At 71.3% G+C, this 16,844-nt stretch carries 17 protein-coding genes; 5 read left to right on the top strand and 12 right to left on the bottom strand.

Going from position 1 to position 16,844, the window contains the following annotated elements:
• Positions 1 to 53: 53 nt before the first annotated feature.
• Entirely contained in the window at positions 54 to 1,337 is a 1,284-nt protein-coding gene (locus ACFC0D_RS14800) for an adenylosuccinate synthase (RefSeq protein ID WP_376434857.1), read from the bottom strand.
• A 145-nt stretch (positions 1,338 to 1,482) separates the two neighbouring features.
• Between ACFC0D_RS14800 and ACFC0D_RS14805 the strand changes: the two genes are divergently transcribed.
• The 3 genes from ACFC0D_RS14805 (at position 1,483) to ACFC0D_RS14815 (ending at position 3,155) form a co-directional block, all read left to right on the top strand.
• Complete coding sequence (locus ACFC0D_RS14805; protein ID WP_376434859.1) at positions 1,483 to 2,286, top strand: diacylglycerol kinase; 804 nt, start codon at positions 1,483 to 1,485, stop codon at positions 2,284 to 2,286.
• 90 nt (positions 2,287 to 2,376) lie between these two features.
• Positions 2,377 to 2,868 carry a DUF2975 domain-containing protein gene (locus ACFC0D_RS14810; protein WP_376434861.1) on the top strand — a complete coding sequence of 164 codons (492 nt, stop codon included), beginning with the start codon at positions 2,377 to 2,379 and terminating at the stop codon, positions 2,866 to 2,868.
• Positions 2,868 to 3,155, top strand: coding sequence for a helix-turn-helix domain-containing protein (locus ACFC0D_RS14815; protein ID WP_376434863.1), 288 nt, complete (start codon positions 2,868 to 2,870; stop codon positions 3,153 to 3,155). The genes ACFC0D_RS14810 and ACFC0D_RS14815 overlap by 1 nt, the downstream gene beginning before the upstream one ends.
• Before the next feature lie 110 nt (positions 3,156 to 3,265).
• On the opposite strand, the gene ACFC0D_RS14820 is transcribed toward ACFC0D_RS14815, so the two are convergent.
• Positions 3,266 to 3,784 carry a GbsR/MarR family transcriptional regulator gene (locus tag ACFC0D_RS14820; RefSeq protein ID WP_376434865.1) on the bottom strand — a complete coding sequence of 173 codons (519 nt, stop codon included), beginning with the start codon at positions 3,782 to 3,784 and terminating at the stop codon, positions 3,266 to 3,268.
• 62 nt (positions 3,785 to 3,846) lie between these two features.
• Between ACFC0D_RS14820 and ACFC0D_RS14825 the strand changes: the two genes are divergently transcribed.
• Both ACFC0D_RS14825 and ACFC0D_RS14830 read left to right on the top strand, forming a co-directional pair.
• The gene (locus ACFC0D_RS14825; RefSeq protein WP_376434867.1) at positions 3,847 to 4,752 is read left to right on the top strand and encodes an ATP-binding cassette domain-containing protein; all 906 of its coding nucleotides are present in this window, start codon (positions 3,847 to 3,849) and stop codon (positions 4,750 to 4,752) included.
• The gene (locus ACFC0D_RS14830; RefSeq protein WP_376434869.1) at positions 4,749 to 6,332 is read left to right on the top strand and encodes an ABC transporter permease; all 1,584 of its coding nucleotides are present in this window, start codon (positions 4,749 to 4,751) and stop codon (positions 6,330 to 6,332) included. Before ACFC0D_RS14825 ends, ACFC0D_RS14830 begins: the two co-directional genes overlap by 4 nt.
• A gap of 65 nt (positions 6,333 to 6,397) precedes the next feature.
• Here ACFC0D_RS14830 and ACFC0D_RS14835 read toward each other — a convergent pair whose 3' ends face one another.
• The 10 genes from ACFC0D_RS14835 to ACFC0D_RS14880 form a co-directional block, all read right to left on the bottom strand.
• Positions 6,398 to 7,600: a cytochrome P450 gene (locus tag ACFC0D_RS14835; RefSeq protein WP_376434871.1), complete on the bottom strand. Its 1,203-nt coding sequence runs from the start codon at positions 7,598 to 7,600 to the stop codon at positions 6,398 to 6,400.
• A gap of 48 nt (positions 7,601 to 7,648) precedes the next feature.
• The gene (locus ACFC0D_RS14840; protein ID WP_329118839.1) at positions 7,649 to 8,308 is read right to left on the bottom strand and encodes a response regulator transcription factor; all 660 of its coding nucleotides are present in this window, start codon (positions 8,306 to 8,308) and stop codon (positions 7,649 to 7,651) included.
• Complete coding sequence (locus tag ACFC0D_RS14845) at positions 8,305 to 9,612, bottom strand: sensor histidine kinase (protein WP_376434962.1); 1,308 nt, start codon at positions 9,610 to 9,612, stop codon at positions 8,305 to 8,307. Before ACFC0D_RS14845 ends, ACFC0D_RS14840 begins: the two co-directional genes overlap by 4 nt.
• A 166-nt stretch (positions 9,613 to 9,778) precedes the next feature.
• Positions 9,779 to 10,636 (bottom strand): NAD(P)H-binding protein, encoded by an 858-nt coding sequence (locus ACFC0D_RS14850; protein WP_376434874.1) that lies wholly within the window; start codon positions 10,634 to 10,636, stop codon positions 9,779 to 9,781.
• Positions 10,637 to 10,698: 62 nt separating this feature from the next.
• On the bottom strand, positions 10,699 to 11,568 hold the full coding sequence (locus ACFC0D_RS14855; protein ID WP_376434876.1) for an alpha/beta hydrolase: 870 nt from the start codon (positions 11,566 to 11,568) through the stop codon (positions 10,699 to 10,701).
• A 94-nt stretch (positions 11,569 to 11,662) separates the two neighbouring features.
• Entirely contained in the window at positions 11,663 to 12,892 is a 1,230-nt protein-coding gene (gene kynU, locus ACFC0D_RS14860) for a kynureninase (protein WP_376434878.1), read from the bottom strand.
• Positions 12,885 to 13,733 (bottom strand): tryptophan 2,3-dioxygenase family protein, encoded by an 849-nt coding sequence (locus ACFC0D_RS14865; RefSeq protein WP_376434880.1) that lies wholly within the window; start codon positions 13,731 to 13,733, stop codon positions 12,885 to 12,887. The genes kynU and ACFC0D_RS14865 overlap by 8 nt, the downstream gene beginning before the upstream one ends.
• Before the next feature lie 112 nt (positions 13,734 to 13,845).
• Positions 13,846 to 14,736, bottom strand: a complete 891-nt coding sequence (locus ACFC0D_RS14870) for a DUF3152 domain-containing protein (protein WP_376434882.1) — start codon at positions 14,734 to 14,736, stop codon at positions 13,846 to 13,848.
• A gap of 238 nt (positions 14,737 to 14,974) precedes the next feature.
• Positions 14,975 to 15,388, bottom strand: coding sequence for a DUF3151 domain-containing protein (locus ACFC0D_RS14875; RefSeq protein WP_329118829.1), 414 nt, complete (start codon positions 15,386 to 15,388; stop codon positions 14,975 to 14,977).
• A gap of 14 nt (positions 15,389 to 15,402) precedes the next feature.
• Complete coding sequence (locus ACFC0D_RS14880; RefSeq protein WP_376434885.1) at positions 15,403 to 16,839, bottom strand: MFS transporter; 1,437 nt, start codon at positions 16,837 to 16,839, stop codon at positions 15,403 to 15,405.
• Positions 16,840 to 16,844 lie beyond the last annotated feature (5 nt).

Below are 16,844 nucleotides of genomic sequence, written 5' to 3' on the forward strand. Positions count from 1 at the left end.
GCCCTGGGGGGACCCCCACTGCGGAACGATTGCCCACAACCCGTGCGGTCTTCCTACAGGAACGAGTTGATCTCGATCGTTTCCGTGCGGCCCGGGCCCACGCCGATCGCCGAGATCGGCGCGCCCGACATCTCCTCCAGCGCCTTCACGTACGCCTGCGCGTTCTTCGGCAGGTCCGCGAAGGTCTTCGCCTTGGTGATGTCCTCGGACCAGCCCGGCAGCATCTCGTAGATCGGCTTCGCGTGGTGGAAGTCGGTCTGCGAGTACGGCAGCTCCTCGACGCGCTTGCCGTCGATCTCGTACGCGACACAGACCGGGATCTGCTCCCAGCCCGTCAGCACGTCGAGCTTGGTGAGGAAGAAGTCCGTCAGGCCGTTGACCCGGGTCGCGTACCGCGCGATGACCGCGTCGAACCAGCCGCAGCGACGGTCACGGCCGGTGGTGACACCGCGCTCGCCGCCGATGCGGCGCAGCGCCTCGCCGTCCTCGTCGAACAGCTCCGTCGGGAACGGGCCGGCGCCGACACGGGTCGTGTAGGCCTTGAGGATGCCGATGACCCGGCTGATCTTCGTCGGACCCACGCCGGCGCCGGTGCAGGCGCCGCCCGCGGTCGGGTTCGAGGAGGTGACGAAGGGGTACGTGCCGTGGTCGACGTCCAGGAGCGTGCCCTGGCCGCCCTCGAAGAGCACGACCTTGTCCTCGTCCAGCGCGTTGTTGAGGATCAGGGTGGTGTCCGCGACGAACGGCTTGATCTGCTCCGCGTACTGGAGCATCTCCTCGACGATCTGCGCGGCGTCGATGGAGCGGCGGTTGTAGAGCTTGGCGAGCAGCTGGTTCTTGCCCTCCAGCGCCGCCTCGACCTTCTGGGTGAGGATCGACTCGTCGTACAGGTCCTGGACCCGGATGCCGACGCGGTTGATCTTGTCGGCGTAGGTCGGGCCGATGCCGCGACCCGTGGTGCCGATCTTGCGCTTCCCGAGGAACCGTTCCGTCACCTTGTCGAGGGTGACGTTGTACGGCGTGATCAGATGCGCGTTGCCGCTGATCAGGAGCTTGGACGTGTCAACGCCGCGCTCGTTCAGTCCGCTCAGCTCGGAGAGCAGGACCGCCGGGTCGACGACGACGCCGTTTCCGATCACCGGGGTGCACCCCGGGGAGAGGATTCCGGAAGGGAGAAGATGGAGCGCGTACTTCTGGTCGCCGACGACGACGGTGTGGCCGGCGTTGTTGCCGCCCTGGTAACGCACTACATAGTCAACGGATCCACCGAGGAGGTCGGTGGCCTTTCCCTTGCCCTCGTCACCCCACTGAGCACCGAGCAGCACAAGTGCGGGCACAGGCGTACACCCCTTCCGGGCGGGGCATGTCCAAGGTCAGGGGGCCATAATGCCGCCTCACCGGTGTGCCCCGGAATAGACGAAGCCCCTGGCGCAATAGCGCAAGGGGCTCTTGCACAAAGATGCTACCCGAGGAAGGACCGAGGTGTCGGCTCACGACCAGCTGCTGGTGGTCATCGACCCGGTCGCCCGCCGAAGTGACGGCGAGTCCGTACGGATCGCGAAAGATGTGTTGTGTGCGGGAGCAGAGACGAAGATCTGTCTTCCGGACAGCCCGGAAGAATTCTTCCGGGCCCTTGCGCGGCGGGGCTCCCGCCGCCCTGTGGTGGTCGGCGACGACCGCACGCTGCTACGGACGGTGACGGTCCTGCACCGGGAGCGTGAGCTCGCGGACGGGGCTCTGTCCCTGGTCCCGATCGGCGCCCCGGGATCCCTGGAAGTCGCGTACGCGCTCGGCGTGCCGCAGAGCGCGGTGACGGCGGCGCGGGCGGTGCTCGACGGGGCCGTACGCCGCCTGGACCTGCTGGTCGACGACAGCGACGGGGTCGTGCTCGGTGACCTGAGCATCCCGGCGACGCCGGGGCGCACGGTGACCGATGCCGCGCCCTCCGTCTGGGACACCTGCCGTTCCCTGGTCCGCACCCTGGTCCGGCCCGCCCCCTCCCAGCTCGCGGTGCGCACGCACCGCCTCCGGGTGGAGGCGGACGGTGTCCTGCTCAGCGATGTGAACGCCCCCGTCGAGGGGGTCAGCGTCCACTCCGTGGCCGGCGTGGCGGACATCACCATCCACCCCCCGTCCGCGCCTCCCATCCACACCGGCGCCCACACGCTCACGGTCTCGGGCCCGGACTTCCGCTACCGCGCGGACACGGTGGTGTCGGGGCCGGTGCGCAGACGGACGTGGGTGGTGCGCGAAGGGGCGTGGGGGCTGACGCTGCCCAAGGCGTGAGGCGCTTTCGGGCGGACGCATGGGCTCAGCACTTGCCATGCCTATCGATTATCAATAGATTTCCATCGTGACTCGATTGAAGGAGCGACGATGGGAAGACTGACGGTGCTCGCGCTGCGCGCCGTGCTCGTGGTGGTGCTCACCGGCACCGCGCTCGTACAGGCGTTGATGGTGTGGACGCTGGTCAGCGGGAACGACCCGGAGGACGGATCCCTCCCGCTGACCCCGCTGCGCGTGCTCACGATCCTGGGCCTGGCGTCGGCCCAGGTCGCCCTGGTCTGCGTATGGCGGCTGGTGACGATGGTGAGACGCGGAACCGTGTTCTCCCACACCGCGTTCCGGTACGTGGACATCGTGATCGGCGCGATCGTGGCGGCTTCCCTCGTGTGGTTCGCGGTCACGGCCCTCAACGCACCGGGTCAGCGGGAGGATCCCGGCGTCACCGTGATCATGGGCGGGATCGGCCTGGCGATCCTGGGGGTCGCGCTGATCGTGCTCGTCCTGCGGACGCTGCTCGCCCAGGCCGTCGCGCGCGATGTCGAGGCGACGGCGATGCGGGCAGAGCTGGACGAGGTGATCTGATGCCGATCACCGTCGACATCGACGTGATGATGGCCAGGCGGAAGATGTCCGTCGGGGAGCTCGCGGAGCGCGTCGGGATCACGCCGGCGAACCTGGCGGTGCTCAAGAACGGCCGCGCGAAGGCGGTGCGCTTCACGACGCTCGCGGCGCTCTGCGAGGTACTGGAGTGCCAGCCGGGGGATCTGCTGCGGTGGGAACCCGGGCCGGAGAACGGATCCGAGACGGGATCCGAGGGCGAACGCACCGCCGACGCCGAAGCCGCGGCCGACATCGCGACGAGCGGCTGACCCCGACCGCCCACGCCCCGGACCCAGACCCGAGGCCCGCCAGACCCGGACCGAGGCCCGGACCCAGACGCGGACCGAGGCCCGGCCCGGACCCGGGCCGAGGCCCGGGCCTACGCCTCGGCCTCGGCCTTCGCCTTGGCCGCCCTGTGCTCCCGCCAGCGGCCCATCATCCCGAGCATCTCCTCCTGGAGGAACTCGAAGAACTCCGCGGTCTCGGCCGTCCGCCGCCCCGCCGCCGTGCCCGTACCGAGGATCTCGGAGCCGTCCCGGAGGACCTTCTCCCAGCGGACCAGGATCTGGTCGCGGCGGGTGATCGTCTCGTACCAGACCTCGTTGTGAAGGACGTAGCGCTCGCGGCGCGAGCCGGGGTCGCGTTCACGGCTGACCATGCCGACCTGGTTGAGGTACCGGACGGCTCCGGAGACGGCGGCCGGGCTGATCTGCAGCTGCTCCGCCAGTTCGGCGGAGGTCATGGACGCCGATTCCGAGGCCAGCAGCGCCGCGAACACGCGTGATGCCATCCGCTGCATGCCGGCCTCGGTGAGTTCGGCGGCGAAGCGCTCCACGAACCGGGACACGGCCTCGTCGTTGCCGTCGCCGCCGGCACCGGTCGTCGTCATCTCGCTCATCCCCCAACTTTATACGGTTCCTTAACTTCACAATTTTGTGAAAGTAGCGTACGTTCTGAAGAATGACGAAGGCAATCACCATCGCCGGACTGCACAAGTCCTTCGGGCGGACGCATGCGCTGGACGGCCTCGACCTCGCGGTCGAGACCGGTGAGGTCCACGGCTTCCTCGGACCCAACGGCGCCGGGAAGTCCACCACCATCCGGGTCCTGCTCGGGCTGCTGCGGGCCGACTCCGGCGCCGCCCAGCTCCTCGGCCGCGACCCGTGGAAGGACGCCGTCGAGCTGCACCGCCGGATCGCGTACGTCCCCGGTGACGTGACGCTCTGGCGCAACCTCTCCGGCGGCGAGGTCATCGACCTCTACGGCCGGCTCCGCGGGGGACTCGACAAGGCGCGGCGGGCCGATCTGATCGAGCGGTTCGAGCTCGACCCGACGAAGAAGGGGCGGACGTACTCCAAGGGCAACCGCCAGAAAGTCGCCCTGGTCGCCGCCTTCGCCTCCGACGTCGACCTGCTCATCCTCGACGAACCCACCAGTGGCCTCGACCCGCTGATGGAGGAGGTCTTCCAGAGCTGTGTCGCCGAGGCGCGCGAGCGCGGGTGCACGATCCTGCTGTCCTCGCACATCCTCAGCGAGGTCGAGACCCTCTGCGACCGGGTCAGCATCATCCGCAAGGGGCAGACGGTGGAGAGCGGTTCGCTCGCGGACCTGCGCCATCTCACCCGTACCAGCGTCACCGCCGAACTCGCCGGCGCGCCGAACGGGCTCGCGCACCTCCCCGGCGTCCACGATCTCGCCGTCCAGGGCCACAAGGTGCGGCTCCAGGTCGACACCGACAAGCTCGACGCGGTGCTGCGCTCGTTGACCGAGTCGGGAGTGCGTTCGCTGACGAGCACTCCGCCCACGCTGGAGGAGCTCTTCCTCCGCCACTACGCCGACGAGACTGTCGAGGTGACCGCGCGATGAGCACGCTCGCCGTGCATCTGACCGGGACCGGGTCCCTGGCGCGGCTGGCGCTGCGCCGCGACCGCGTGATGCTGCCGATCTGGGCGCTCGTGACCGGCGGCATGGTCGCCAGCGGCGTCGGCTCCCTGGAGGGCCTGTACGGCACCCAGGAACAGCGGACCGAGCTGGCCACGTCGATGAACGCCAACAGCTCGATGCGCTCGCTGTACGGGCCGGTGTTCAGCGACTCCCTCGGCGGGCTGGTGGCCTGGCGCTTCAGCACCTTCGCCGCCGTTCTCGCGGCCGTGATGAGCCTGATCATCGTCGTTCGGCACACCAGGGAAGAGGAGGAGACCGGGCGTCAGGAGATGCTCTCCTCGGCGGTGGTGGGCCGCCGGGCCCCGCTGACCGCCGCGCTGCTCGCGGCGCTCGTCGCCAACACGGCCGTCGCGCTCCTGATCACGGCCGGACTCGCCGGTCAGGGTGCGGGCGGGGCGCTCGCCCTCGGGCTCGCGGTCGGCGGCACGGGGATGCTCTTCGCCACGATGGCGGCGATCGTGGCGCAGCTGACGGAGAGCGCGCGGCTCGCGAAGGGCCTGACGGCGGCCGTGCTGGGTCTTGCCTTCGTGCTGCGGGCGGCGGGGGACGCGGGGACGGCGGACGGCTCGTCGGTGCTGACGTGGCTCTCGCCGATCGGCTGGGCCGAGAACGTGCGTGCCTTCGCGGGTGAGCGGTGGTGGGTTCTGCTGCTGATCGGCGCGGGCGTGCTCGTACAGGCGGCGGTGGCGTACGAGCTGGCCGGCCGGCGCGATGTGGGCATGAGCTTCCTGCCGACGCGGCCGGGCCCGGCGGAGGGGCTGCTCGGGACGGCCGGCGCGCTCGCCTGGCGGCTGCAGCGGGGCAGTGTGCTCGGCTGGTCGATCGGCTTCCTGCTCGGCGGGATCGTCTTCGGCGGGATGGTCGAGGGCGCGGCGGACATCGTGGGCGACAACGAGCAGGCGCGGCAGATCTTCGAGCGGATGGGGGGCCAGACGGGGCTGACCAACGCGTTCCTCGCGACGATGGTGGGCCTGTTCGGGATGATCGCGGCGCTGTACGCGGTGGGTTCGGTGCTGCGGCTGCACGGTGAGGAGACGTCGCAGCGGGCGGAACCGATCCTGGCGAACGCGGTGGGGCGGGTGCGGTGGGCGGCCGGGCATCTGCTGATCGCCTTCGGGGGCGCTGCGTTGGTCATGCTGCTGAGCGGCTTCGGCCTGTACGTCTCGTACGGCTCGGACCTCGGTCCGATCCTGGGCGCGTCGCTGGCGCAACTCCCCGCGATCTGGACGCTGGCGGGGCTCGCGGTGCTGCTGTGGGGCGCGTTCCCCGGGGCGGCGGTTGCGGGGTGGGGGGCGGCGGGCCTGTGCCTGGCGCTCGGCTGGATCGGCCCGGCGCTGGATCTTCCGCGGTCGATCCTGAACCTGTCCCCTTTCGGGCACCTGCCGAAGCTGCCGGGCGGTGACATGGCGTGGGGCCCGCTGCTGACACTGACGGCCCTGTCCCTGGCCTTCGTCACGACGGGCCTCTGGCGCCTCCGCGTCCGCGACGTGACGACGTCCTGACGCCACCATGAAGGGCCTCCGGAAACGGGGGCCCTTCGCGGTGCCTGTGGCCTGGGCGAGGGCTCTTACACCTCCACCTGGAGTTCGTTCACGCTCCTGATCACATAGCCCGGGTTCCAGGTCGGTTCTGCCGTCAGGCGCAGGCGTGGGGCCTTGCGGATCAACTCTCCGAAGAGTGACGTCAGTTCCAGGCGGGCCAGTGGTGCGCCCAGGCAGTAGTGGATGCCCGCGCCGAAGGTGATGTGAGGGTTCTCCGCTCGGGAGAGGTCCAGCACGTCGGGGGAGGCGAAGCGGGCGGGGTCCCGGTTCGCCGAGCCGAAGAGGAGGGCCACCTCCGAGCCGCGGGGGATCCGGACGTCGCCCACCTCGATGTCGTCCAGGACCCAGCGCTCGAACATCTGCAGCGGGGTGTCGTAACGCAGCAGCTCTTCCACAGCTGTGGACAACATCCCGTCCGGATCCCGACGCAGCGCCGCCAGCTGCTCCGGATGCCGCAGCAACGTCCACCAGCCGTTGACCGTGGTGTTCACCGTCGCCTCGTGCCCCGCGTTCAGCAGCAGCACGCAGGTGGAGATCATCTCCTGCTCGGTCAGCTCCTCCACCGCGATCAGCGAGGAGATCAGATCCTCCCCCGGATCCTTCCGCCGCCGCTCGATCAGCTCCCGCAGATACGCCGAGAAGTCGAGCGACGCCTGGACCGCCCGACGCGCGGTCTCCTCCGACGGGTTCAGCTCGAACATGCCGCAGATGTCCGCCGACCAGGGCCGCAGCCGCCCCCGCTCCTCGTCCTCCGCAGGGATGCCCAGCATCTCCGCGATCACGGCGACCGGCAGGGGTTCGGCGACGTCGGCGAGCAGGTCTCCGCCGCCCCGCTCGACCAGGCCGTCGACGAGCTCCGCCGCCAGCCTGCGCACCGTCGGCGCCAGGTTCTCCACCGTCCGGGGCGTGAACGCCTTCGAGACCAGGCGCCGGATCCGCGTGTGGTCGGCCGCCTCCAGGTCGAGCAGACCGTGGTCGTTCAGCGTGTGGAAGGGCTCGTGCGCCGCGGGCGGAGGCGTGCGCCCGAACTCCTCGTGCGTGAACCGGTGCGTGTACGTACGGCCGAGGCGCCGGTCCCGCAGCAGCGCCGACACGTCCTCGTAGTGCGGGATCAGCCATTGCCGCGTCGGCCCGTACCAGTGCGCCCGGCCCGTCGCCCGCAGTTCGGCGTAGGCGGGGTACGGATTCGCGACGAAGGCCGGCGACCACGGCTCGAAAGGAACATCCATGGCCGGACGCTACCGGGCGCGCACCGACCGGCCTAGCCATCGACCGGCCTAGCCTCCGACCTGCACCAGCCTCGCCTCGTACGCGAACACCGCCGCCTGCGTCCGGTCCCGCAGCCCCAGCTTCACCAGGATCCGGCTGACGTGCGTCTTGATCGTCGATTCGGCCACCACCAGATGGTCGGCGATCTCGGCGTTCGACAGGCCCTGCGCGATCAGCACGAGCACCTCGGTCTCACGCTCGGTCAGATCCCCGACCTGCGCCAGCGTCGGCGGCCTCGGCGTCTCGGCCGCCTTCGCGAACTCGGTGATCAGCCGCTTCGTCACGGTCGGCGCCAGCAGCGCCTCGCCGGCCGCCACGACCCGTACGCCGTCGGCCAGCTGCCGCGCCGACGCGTCCTTGAGCAGGAAGCCCGAGGCCCCGGCGCGCAGCGCCTGGTACACGTACTCGTCCAGGTCGAACGTGGTCAGGACGAGGACCTTCGCGTCGGCGTCCGCCGCGACGATCTCGCGGGTCGCCTCGATGCCGTTCAGCTCCGGCATCCGGATGTCCATCAGGACCACGTCCGGGCGCAACGCCGCCACCTGCGCGATCGCCTCGCGGCCGTTGACGGCCTCGCCGACGACCTCGATGTCAGGCATCGCGCCGAGCAGCACCGAGAAGCCCTCGCGGACCATCATCTGGTCGTCGACGATCAGTACTCGGATCACTGGTCCGTCTCCTCACGCGTCACGGGGATGAAGGCCGTGACCTCGTAGCCGCCGTCCTCGGTCGGCTCGGACGTCATCTCGCCGTTCAGCATCGACACCCGCTCCCGCATCCCGGTGATGCCGTGCCCCGCTCCCGGGGAGGGCTTCACCAGGCCGCGCGCCGGGCCGTTGACTATCCGCAGGCCCAGGCCACCGAGGACGTAACTCACCTCGACCTTCGCCCCGGCGCCGGGCGCGTGCCGCAGCACGTTGCTCAGCGCCTCCTGGATGATCCGGTACGCCGAGAGTTCCACACCCTGCGGCAGCTCCCGCACCGCGCCGGTCACCGTCTTCTCGACGTCGAGTCCGGCCTCGCGGACGTTGCCGATCAGCCCGTCGAGTTCGGCGAGCGTGGGCTGTGGGGCGTCGGGGGCCTCGTAGTCCTCCGCCCGTACGACCCCGAGGACACGCCGCAGCTCGGTCAGGGCGGCGACCGCGTTCTCGCGGATGGTGACGAAGGCCTGCTCCAGCTCCGGCGGCGGGTTCTCGACCCGGTAGGGCGCGGCCTCCGCCTGGATGGCGACCACCGACATGTGGTGGGCGACGACGTCGTGCAGCTCGCGGGCGATGGTGGTGCGCTCTTCGAGGAGCGTGCGCTTGGAGCGTTCCGCGGCGGTCACGGTCTGCTGGGCGGTGACGGTCTGCTCGGCCTCGCGGCGGACCTGGAGGACGGTCACGGCGAGCAGGGCGAGCGCGGAGGGGAAGAGGACCGACAGGGCGTTGTCGCTGCCTCCTCGGAGGGAGGTGGCGAAGAAGGCGTACACGAGGGTGACGACCCATATCCAGGCGGCGGTACGGGGCCGGGTGCGGGCGGCCACCACCGTCATCACCACGACCTGGGCGATGCCGGAGGTCGGGCCCCACGGCCAGCCGTGGTCGTACGAGCCGAGGAAGGCGACGAAGGGGGTGAAGGTCAGCGACGCCCAGAACGCGAGCACGGGGCGGATCAGCGTCAGCAGCACGGCCACGGCCGGCATCCCGGCGTAGATGAGGACGAACACGCCGTTGCCGGACCCGAGGTCCATCCCCATCGCGAAGACGAAGAACGCGAAGGCGGCCACGATCGCATGCGGCGTCCAGCGGGCCTTCCTGCGCATCCGCCCCGGCAGGCGCCGCGTCAGCGGTCCGTCGACCGCCATCGGAGGCAGCGGCCGGTAGGCGAAGGCGTCATGGAAGAGGTCCTGGCGCAGCCCGCCGAGGGCACCCTGGGCCAGGCGGAACTCGGGGCTGCGGCTCGTTTCACGGGTGTCGGTCACATCAGCCAAGGTACGGGGGCGGGCGGACGCGGTCGTCACCTTGAATATGGATCCTCCCGCGTCCTCCCTGAGTACTACGGCGCTGACCAGGGCGTGTGCGCGCTCACCGACGTACGCGTGCTCGCGGTCGGCGGCGCCGCGTGCGCACGGTCACGCGCGGAAGGCCTCCGCACGGTCACGCGCGGAAGGCCTCCGCATGGTCCGCGGCCCACCGCTCGAAGGTCCGCGCCGGGCGGCCGGTGACCCGCTCCACCGTGTCGGCGACCGTGCGGCCGACCTCGGGGGTGTTCCCGTACGCCTCCAGCAGGAAGCCGATCACGTACTCGTCCAGGCCCGCCGTCCGCCACTGGCCGACGGCCTCCTCCTCGGTCAGCTCGACCAGCCGGACCTCCCGGCCGCGGGCCGCGCCGAGGGTCGCGACCTTGTCGTGCAGGGTGAGCACCTCGGGGCCGGTCACGACGTACGACTGCCCGCCGTGCCCCTCCTCGGTGAGCGCGACGGCGGCGACCGCGCCGATGTCGCCCTCGTGGACCATGGCGCTGAGCCTGCCGACGAACGGCTCGCGGACCTCGTCGTCGGCCTGGATGCCGGGCGCCCACTCCAGGGCGTTGGACATGAACTCGACCGGCATGACCACCGTCCAGTCGAGCCCCTCGCTCTCCTTGACCGCCCGCTCCAGCGGGGTGTCCTCGCCACCGTGCAGCACGGTCACCCGGCGGACCCCCGCCTTCGCGGCGAGCTCCAGAATGCGCGGGCCGGTCTCCAGCGGGGCGAAGGCGGCGCCGCCGAAGGTGATCAGATGCAGGCCGGTGACGCCCTCCAGGGCGGGGGCGAGCGCGTCGGGGTCGGTGAGGTCGCCGACGGCGATCTCGACGGACTCGGGGAGCACGGTGCGGGCCTTGTCCGCGTCCCGGGTGAGGGCGCGGACGGCGTGGCCGCGGGCGAGGAGCTCGGCGACGACCTGGCGGCCGACGGTGCCGGTGGCTCCGGAGACGAGGACCTTCTGGCTGCTGGTGCTCTGCTGGTTCTTCATGCCTCGACGGTAGGAAGGCTTGCGGTCAGCTTCTGTCCGCAAGCCTCGGGCCCTGTGTCCGCTCAGAACGCGAGCTGGGCGATCTCCTCCGCGACCACCGCGCAGGCGTCCGCCGCCGGGTCGATCAGTGGGAAGTGGCCGACTTCCGGGAGGAGCGTGAAGCCGACCGTCTCGCCCGCCTTCGCCGCCGCCTCCACATAGGCGTCGGCCACGGCCTGCGGGACGACGATATCGTCCCGGCCCTGGACGACCGTCGTGGCGATCCCCGTCGGCAGCAGCAGCGCGGGGTCGGCATGGCGCGCCCGTACGTCGAACTCCCCTTCACCGCCCAGGAATTGGGTCACCGCACCACCGCACACCCCGAGCTCCACGGCTCGGTCGAAGTGCGCGATGGGGGCGAGCGCGACCACCCCGCGCAGCGCGGGCGGGGCGGGCAGCCGCCAGGGCGCGTCCGGCGCCAGCACGTGCCGGGCGGCGGCCCACAGCGCGAGATGCCCGCCCGCGGAGTGGCCGGTGAGCACGATCCGGCGGGGGTCGGCCTGCGGCAGATGCTCGGCGGCCAGCCGCGGTACGGCGTCCAGCGCCGCGGCCACGTCGTCGAAGGTCTCCGGCCAGCGCCCCGCGACGGGGGCGGTCCCGCCCTGCCGGGGGATGGCACTGCCACGCCGGTACTCGACGTTGGCGACGGCGAAACCTCTACGGGCCAGAAAGTCCACGAAAGGAGTCAGGTGCTGCCGGTCGTACGGCGCCCGCCAGGCACCGCCGTGCAGCGCGACGACGAGCGGGGCCCGCTGCCGGCCGTCGCGCGGCGCGTAGAAGTCGACGACCTGGTCGGGGTGTTCGCCGTACGCGGCGGACACATCAGGGGCGACGGCCGGGTGCGAGAAGGCCGATGCTTCTTCGGCGGCGTCGCGCGCGGCGGGGTCCGGCATTCTGTTCCAACCTCTCAGGGACGCGGCCGAATTGGCCTGACCTGCGGGGACCGTACCAGGACTGACGCCCCCACAGATCAAGCGACAATCGGACCTACGAACCCGACACGTCGGCCTGGGCCCCCGCCGGGACCTCGGCCAGCACGTCGGCGAGGACGCGCGCCGCCCGCTCCGCGTCCGCGAAGCCGACGTACAGCGGTGTGAATCCGAACCGCAGCACATCGGGGCGGCGCAGATCGCCGACCACCCCGCGCCGGATCAACTCCGCCATGATGTCCGGCGCCTCGGCGCACCGCAGCGCGACCTGGCTGCCGCGCTCCTCGTACGGCTCCGGGGTGAGCGACGCGACGCGGCCGGCCGGAACGTACTCCCGTACGCACTCCAGGAAGAAGTCGGTCAGGGCGAGGGACTTCACCCGGACGTCCTCGATGTCGACCCCGTCCCAGACGTCCAGTGCCGCGTCGAGCGCCAGCATGGACAGGATGTCGGGGGTGCCGACACGGCCCCGGAGCGCGCCCGCCGCCGCCTCGTAGCCCGGGGTCATCCCGAACGGGTCGACGTGCGAGTTCCAGCCGGGCAGCGGCGAGTCGAAGGCGGCCTGGTGGCGCTCGGCGACGTACAGGTACGCGGGCGAACCGGGGCCGCCGTTCAGGTACTTGTAGGTACAGCCGACGGCCAGGTCCACCCCGTGCTCGTCCAGGCCGACCGGCAGGGCGCCGGCGCTGTGGCACAGGTCCCAGACGGCGAGCGCGCCCGCCGAACGGAGCGCGGCCGTGATCCCGGGCAGGTCGTGCAGCCGGCCGGTGCGGAAGTCGACATGGTTGACCAGGGCGGCGGCCGTACGGGGCCCGACGGCGCCCGGCATGTCGGCGGGCGCGACCGGCACGATCCGGCGGCCGGTCACGCGGGCCGCGGACTGGGCGATGTACCCGTCCGTGGGAAAGGTCGTCGCGTCGACGAGGATCTCGTCCCGGTCGTCCGTGCTCAGCCGGGCGGCGGCGACCATCGCCTTGAAGACGTTCACACTGGTCGAGTCGCCGACGACTATCTGTCCGGGCGCGGCGCCGACCAGCGGGGCGATCCGGTCGCCGATCCGCTCGGGCGCGGTCCACCAGCCGCTCTCGTCCCAGGAGCGGATGCGCAGCTGCCCCCACTCGCGGGTGATGACATCGGCCATCCGGGCGGGGACGTGCGCGGGCAGGGCGCCGAGCGAGTTCCCGTCGAGGTAGACGGTCTCGTCGTCGAGGGCGAACTTCTCGCGCAGCTTGGCCAGCGGGTCCTCCGCGTCCCTGCGCAGCGCGTTCTCTCGCAGGGGCTCAGACATGGCTGCGCGCCGTCCACAGCTCGGGGAACACGTTCTTCTGCGCCCGCTTCTCCAGCCAGGCCACGCCGGCCGAGCCGCCGGTGCCCGTCTTGGAGCCCATGGCTCGGCGGGTGGCGACGAGGTGGTCGTTGCGCCAGCGCCAGATCAGCTCGGCGACGTCGCTCAGCGCCTCACCCAGACGGACGAGTTCGGCGTTCTGGTCGCTGTCGGCGTAGATCCCGGCCCAGATCTGCTCGATCTCGGGCGACGGCTCGTACTTCTTCGCCAGATCGCGGCCGAGCACGGCCTCCGGCACGGGCAGGCCGCGCCGGGCGAGGAGCCCGAGCACCTCGTCGTACAGGCTGGGCTCCTGGATCGCCTTCTCCAGCTCGGCGTGGACGCGGGGCGCGCCGCGGTGCGGCACCAGCATCGACGCGGACTTCTCGCCGAGCAGGAACTCCATCCGCCGGTACATCGCCGACTGGAAGCCGGAGCCCTCGCCGAGGGCGGCACGGTAGGAGTTGAACTGCGCGGGGGTGAGCTGGGCGAGCGGCCGCCAGGACTGGTTCAGCGCCTCCAGCTCGCGCACGGAGCGCTTGAGCGCGTCCATCGCCACCGGGATGCGGTCCTCGCGCAGCGCGCGGCCCGCGGTCTCCCACTCGTGGACGATGACGGTGAACCACAGCTCCATGACCTGGGTGGTGACCAGGAAGACCATCTCGCCCGGATCGTCGGAGCGGAGGTGCTGGAGGTGGGTGAGAACGTCCGCCTGTACGTAGTCCTCGTACGGCGTCGTGCCCGCGAAGTCGAGGTTCGGGTCTGCGACCGAACCGGCTCCGGAGGCATCGGGGAAGGTGGACATCGCTGTCTCCTCGATACGCAACTACCGGGTAGCGGTCCGCTCCTTCCGTTTGGCAAGTGGAGCCCCGGTCCCCTCGGGGCCGCGTGCTTCGTCGCGCGCGGTCCCATGCGCATCATGGCACGATCGGGCCCTGGATGTAGCTACCGTCTTCGTCATACGGAAATGCGTTCGATCGACAACCGTTGAGGCCCTTGATCTGCTGCATCATCACCGGCGCGGGCTTGCCCGGCCCCGGGCAGCTCATGTGCATCCGGATGCCGATCTCGTGTCCGACCTCGTGGTTGATGATCAGATGCCGGTACTCCGCCGGTGTGCCGGAGAAGGTCGGGGAGCCGAGCATCCAGCGCTTGAGGTTCACCACGACACCCTGGGTGGTCTCGCAGTTCAGCTCGCCGCGGGTGTTGAGGCCCTGCGCGAGACAGAGCCTGTCGGCGGTGTTCGGGGTGGCGATCCGGATGACGAAATCGGCGTTCTCGGAGACCAGCTGGAAGCGTCCCCGGCCGTGGGCGGCCCAGCCGCGCGGATGGTCGAGGATCTGCTGGATCTCGGTGGCGACCTGCCGGGCGGAGAGGTCGATGCCGTCCTCGACCTGGACGCGGTAGCGGCGCAGGGTGCCGCCGCTACCGACGGCGTCGCCGGTGGACTGGGCGGTGGTGAAGGTACCGGCGCCGGAGGCCGGCACGGTCGTCTTCTTGGGCGTCGGCTTCGGCTTCGGCTTGGGGGTGGTCGGCTTCGGCTTCGGCGGGGGTGTCGTGGCCGGCGGCGGGGGCGGCACGGTCGTCCGCTCGACGGTGGGGGCGGCGGCCTCGGCGGAATCGGGCTTCTGGCCGCTGTTGTAGTGGGCGAGGGCGACGCCTGCGCCGAGGGAGAGCGCGACCAGGGCGAGCGTGGGCAGGGCGAGCCGTCTTATGGGGCTTTTCGGACGCCTCTTGGACCGGCCCCGGCCCCGCCGGCGGCTCTGTGTGCGGCCCCGGCCTGCGGGTGCGGCGGCACGCTTGCCCAAGACAGACTTCTCCCCTGCGTAAGCCGGAGTGGGGGAAGAGGGTGGGGCCTCTGCGCCGGCGCTCGGTACAACGGTCCGAAGGATCGTAACCGTCACTTCGAACGCCTTCGAACGGCCACAGGACTATGACCGGATTTCCCCCTGCCCTTGGGGACAGGGGGAACCGAGCGTCACATCGGGTTCCACCGGGCGTCACCTCACGGCTGCACCAGGAGTCGCCTCACGGCTCCGCCGGGTGTCAGCCGAGGGTCTCGGCCGCCGTCTCGGAGGAGTCGCGCAGGAACGTCGAGCAGCGCTCGTACTCGTCCTTCTCGCCGATCTCGCCGGCGGCACGCGCCAGCGCGTGCAGCGCCCGCAGGAAGCCACGGTTCGGCTCGTGCTCCCACGGCACCGGACCGTGTCCCTTCCAGCCACTGCGGCGCAGCGCGTCCAGGCCGCGGTGGTAGCCCGTACGGGCGTATGCGTACGACTCGACGACACGACCGCCCTCGTACGCCTCGTCGGCGAGCTGGGCCCAGGCCAGCGAGGAGGTCGGGTACTTGGCGGCGACATCCGCCGGCGCGGCGCCGTTCGCGAGCAGCTCGCGCGGCTCCGGGTCGTCGGGCAGGTGGGTGGGGGGCGGTCCCCCCAGCAGGTTCTCATGCATGGCCATGGGGCCAGTCTGCCTCAGCTGGTGCCCGGGTCCAGCGGCGGCGCCGTCACCCCGCAGTGCACCTTGCACTCGGGGTGGCAGCCGGCCCGGCCGACGGGTACCCGCACCGTCGCCCAGGCGAGGACCGCCCCCGCCACCATGAGCCCCGCGCACATCGGCATCGCCCGCCGGAACGTCTCCCCGAACTCCTCCGCCGAGCGGTACGCCTCGGGCCCCATGCCCGCCAGCGCCGGCAGCGCCGCGACCGCGAGCAGGCCCGCCGCGCGGGCCGCCGCGTTGTTGATCCCGCTCGCCAGACCGGCGCGCGCCACGTCCACCGAGGCCAGGACGGTCGCCGTCAGCGGGGCCACCACGACGGTCAGGCCGAGGCCCAGCACCACCATCGCCGGCAGCACGTCCTGGACGTACGAGGCGTCCTCGCCCACCCGCAGCATCAGCATCATCCCGCCGGCGCACAGCAGCGGCCCCACGGTCAGCGGGATCCGCGGCCCGATCTTCTCGCCCAGCTCCCCCGCCTTCGCCGACAGCAGCAGCATCAGCACGGTGGTCGGCAGCAGCGCCGTCCCCGCCGCGAGCGCCGAGTAGCCGGACACCACCTGGAGCTGGAGCGTGGCCAGGAAGAAGAAGCCACCGAGCGCCGCGTACACGCACAGCGTCACCAGATTGACCACGGTGAACAGCCGGGACGCGAAGACCGAAGGCGGCACCATCGCGCTCTCCCCCCGCCGCCGCTCCACCAGCACGAAAGCCGCCGCGACCACGAACCCGGCCGCCCCCGACCACCACGCCTCGGCGATCAGCGCGTATGTGACGAGGGCGAGCCCCGCCGCACCGAGAAACGCGCCGAGGACGTCGAACCGACCGCTCGCGGACTCGTCCCGCGACTCGGGCACATGGCGCAGCGCGACAGGTACGCACAGCGCGGCCAGCGGCACGTTCAGCAGGAACACCCATCGCCAGCCGGGCCCGTCGACCAGCCACCCGCCGACGAACGGCCCGATCGCCGCCCCGACGCCGCCGAACCCGGACCACAGCCCGACGGCCTTCGCCCGGTCGTCCGGGTGGAAGCTCGCCTGGATCAGCGCGAGCGAGCCGGGGGTGAGCAGCGCGCCGCCGATGCCCTGGAGGGCACGGGCGGCGATCAGCACACCGACGTTCGGCGCGATCCCGCACAGCAGCGAAGCGATCGCGAACCACACGATCCCGACGACGAAGACCTTCCGCCGCCCGTACCGGTCACCGAGCGCCCCACCGAGCAGGATCAGCCCGGCGAGCGTGAGCATGTAGGCGTTGACGGTCCATTGGAGGTCGGCCATGTCCGCCCCCAGGTCCTCGCCGATGTGCGGCAGGGCGACATTGACGACGGTGGAGTCCAGCAGCGCCATCCCGGACCCGAGCACGGTGGTGAACACGATCCACCGCCCCGTGCCGGAGGCGAGCCTGATGTCCATTCCTG

It is taken from the genome of Streptomyces sp. NPDC056222, assembly GCF_042264065.1.
In the GTDB taxonomy this organism is placed as follows: Bacteria; Actinomycetota; Actinomycetes; order Streptomycetales; family Streptomycetaceae; genus Streptomyces.

Excerpts from the sequence above, each read along its gene's own strand:
- ACFC0D_RS14810 (WP_376434861.1), top strand. The coding sequence starts at position 2,377 with ATGGGAAGACTGACGGTGCTCGCGCTGCGCGCCGTGCTCGTGGTGGTG.
- ACFC0D_RS14815 (WP_376434863.1), top strand. The coding sequence starts at position 2,868 with ATGCCGATCACCGTCGACATCGACGTGATGATGGCCAGGCGGAAGATG.
- ACFC0D_RS14820 (WP_376434865.1), bottom strand. The coding sequence starts at position 3,784 with ATGAGCGAGATGACGACGACCGGTGCCGGCGGCGACGGCAACGACGAG.
- ACFC0D_RS14825 (WP_376434867.1), top strand. The coding sequence starts at position 3,847 with ATGACGAAGGCAATCACCATCGCCGGACTGCACAAGTCCTTCGGGCGG.
- ACFC0D_RS14830 (WP_376434869.1), top strand. The coding sequence starts at position 4,749 with ATGAGCACGCTCGCCGTGCATCTGACCGGGACCGGGTCCCTGGCGCGG.
- ACFC0D_RS14835 (WP_376434871.1), bottom strand. The coding sequence starts at position 7,600 with ATGGATGTTCCTTTCGAGCCGTGGTCGCCGGCCTTCGTCGCGAATCCG.
- ACFC0D_RS14850 (WP_376434874.1), bottom strand. The coding sequence starts at position 10,636 with ATGAAGAACCAGCAGAGCACCAGCAGCCAGAAGGTCCTCGTCTCCGGA.
- ACFC0D_RS14855 (WP_376434876.1), bottom strand. The coding sequence starts at position 11,568 with ATGCCGGACCCCGCCGCGCGCGACGCCGCCGAAGAAGCATCGGCCTTC.
- kynU (WP_376434878.1), bottom strand. The coding sequence starts at position 12,892 with ATGTCTGAGCCCCTGCGAGAGAACGCGCTGCGCAGGGACGCGGAGGAC.
- ACFC0D_RS14865 (WP_376434880.1), bottom strand. The coding sequence starts at position 13,733 with ATGTCCACCTTCCCCGATGCCTCCGGAGCCGGTTCGGTCGCAGACCCG.
- ACFC0D_RS14875 (WP_329118829.1), bottom strand. The coding sequence starts at position 15,388 with ATGGCCATGCATGAGAACCTGCTGGGGGGACCGCCCCCCACCCACCTG.
- ACFC0D_RS14880 (WP_376434885.1), bottom strand. The coding sequence starts at position 16,839 with ATGGACATCAGGCTCGCCTCCGGCACGGGGCGGTGGATCGTGTTCACC.